This is a genomic window from Neisseria sp. P0021.S006, assembly GCF_051956895.1.
On record NZ_JBQCWZ010000300.1, the window covers coordinates 1 to 1,579 of the forward strand.

Below are 1,579 nucleotides of genomic sequence, written 5' to 3' on the forward strand. Positions count from 1 at the left end.
TCGAAAAATTGGCGCAAGCCATGCTGAAAGCAGCGTTGTTGTCATCTCATGAACAGGCGTCGTACTCGAAAAACCATATGCAGGTATATGAGCCTCAAGATATTTTTAGGCTGTTAGATCAATAAACTGATAACAAGCCTTACACAGAGATTTTAATGGAGCCAGTATGGTAACCAAGTTCCAACAAGAAACCCTAAAATCACGTTTTGCACAAGCCAAAGTCCTTGTCGTCGGCGATGTGATGCTCGACCGCTATTGGTTTGGCGATGTGTCCCGTATTTCTCCTGAAGCCCCAGTGCCGGTGGCGAAAATCGCCCGTATCGACCAACGAGCGGGTGGGGCGGCGAACGTTGCGCGCAATATCGCCTCATTGGGCGGTAAAGTAGGGCTGTTGTCCGTGACCGGCGATGATGAAGCTGCAGATGCGTTGGACGCATTGATGATGCAAGACGGCGTTTCTTCCTATCTGATGCGCGATAAGCAAATTGCGACTACTGTCAAATTGCGTGTCGTTGCCCGCAACCAGCAGCTTATCCGACTTGACTTTGAAGAATTGCCTCATCGTGAGGTGTTGGAACAAATCAAACATCAATATCGAGAAGTGTTGCCTGAATACGATGCCATTATTTTTTCAGACTACGGCAAGGGCGGTTTGTCGCATATTTCCGATATGATCGATTGGGCGAAGCAGGCCGGTAAACCCGTTTTAATCGACCCGAAAGGCGATGATTACGAGAAATATGCCGGCGCTACGCTGATTACGCCGAATCGTGCAGAATTGAAAGAAGTGGTGGGCAGCTGGAAAAACGAAAATGATTTGACTGAAAAAGCCCAAAACCTGCGCCGTCATCTTGATTTGACCGCGATTTTGCTGACCCGAAGTGAAGAGGGTATGACCCTGTTCAATGAGGGTGAGCCGATTTATCAGCCTACACGGGCCCAAGAAGTCTATGATGTATCGGGTGCAGGCGATACTGTTATTGCCGGAGTGGGTTTGGGTTTGGCCGCTGGTTATACCTGCCTGAAGCGATGCACCTTGCTAATACGGCAGCGGGCGTTGTCGTGGCAAAACTTGGTACGGCGGTTTGCTCGTTTGCCGAATTGACCAAGGCATTGGAAGAGCAATAATTGCTGTTTCAGACGGCCTTAAAATCTAAAGGCCGTCTGAAAATAGAGTTGGAAAATAATCCAGACAGACAAGTTTTTATTTTCAGACGGCATGATTACTTCAAGGCCGTCTGAAAAATCAAAATAAAGGAAACTCATTATGACCATTATCGTAACAGGCGCGGCCGGCTTTATCGGCAGCAACATCGTTAAAGCACTTAACCAGCGCGGTATTACCGACATTGTTGCCGTCGATAATTTGAGCAAAGGCGAAAAATTTAAAAACCTTGCCGAGTGTGAAATTGCCCATTATCTCGATAAACACGAATTTATCCGCCAAGTGCGCGGCCATCTTCTGCCTTACGACGATATCGAAGCCGTTTTTCATCAAGGCGCATGTTCCGATACCATGAATCATGATGGTCTTTACATGATGGACAACAACTACCAGTACACGCTCGATCTCTTGGAC

1 protein-coding gene and 1 pseudogene are annotated in these 1,579 nt (G+C 47.5%); both read left to right on the forward strand.

From position 1 onward, the window contains the following. Positions 1-166: 166 nt before the first annotated feature. Positions 167-1,128 (forward strand): annotated as a pseudogene (rfaE1, locus tag ACTHUM_RS13530) (D-glycero-beta-D-manno-heptose-7-phosphate kinase). A 139-nt stretch (positions 1,129-1,267) separates the two neighbouring features. Further along, a partial coding sequence (locus ACTHUM_RS13535) for an NAD-dependent epimerase/dehydratase family protein (protein ID WP_440403117.1) occupies positions 1,268-1,579 on the forward strand: 312 nt, incomplete at its 3' end.